The 436-nt window shown below is 36.2% G+C and carries 1 protein-coding gene and 1 pseudogene; both read left to right on the top strand.

All coding sequences use genetic code 11. The annotated features are described in order from the left end of the window. Positions 1-193, top strand: a 193-nt coding sequence (locus PSI06_RS21140; protein ID WP_273604834.1) for a winged helix-turn-helix domain-containing protein, incomplete at its 5' end; no start/stop codon positions are given. Further along, positions 183-436 (top strand): annotated as a pseudogene (locus PSI06_RS21135) (two-component sensor histidine kinase); the annotation flags it as partial. The gene PSI06_RS21140 and the pseudogene PSI06_RS21135, both read left to right, overlap by 11 nt.

The raw sequence follows: 436 nt of genomic DNA, 5'->3' as shown, positions 1-436 counted from the left end.
CGAAGGTGAAGTACTGCCACGTTCGTTAATTGCTTCTCAAGTATGGGATATGAATTTTGATAGCGACACCAATGTGATTGATGTTGCCATTCGTAGGCTAAGAGCAAAAGTTGATGATGACTTTACTGTTAAATTAATTCATACGGTTCGTGGTATGGGCTATAAATTAGAGGTTGAAACTGATGGCTATTAAGTCACGGCCTTTATCACTTACGATGCGTGTTGTGTTGTTTGTCGCTGTAACCGTTATTGCGTGCTTAACTTTAGTTGCCACCTTAATAAATAGTTCGATAAAACATCATTTTTTCCAGCAAGATAGTAGTGAACTGCATGTTATTAATCAATCTATTGAATTAGTTTTAAGACAACAGTATAAATCAAACCTGAAACTTAAAAATGAATTATCTAACGCTGTAGCGGGTCATCACGGTGTTTA

The sequence above is a fragment of the Pseudoalteromonas sp. GABNS16E genome (genome assembly GCF_028598715.1).
Taxonomy (GTDB): domain Bacteria; phylum Pseudomonadota; class Gammaproteobacteria; order Enterobacterales; family Alteromonadaceae; genus Pseudoalteromonas; species Pseudoalteromonas atlantica.
The sequence above is the reverse complement of the archived record's forward strand: the minus strand, read 5'-3'. Positions and strand labels throughout refer to the sequence as shown.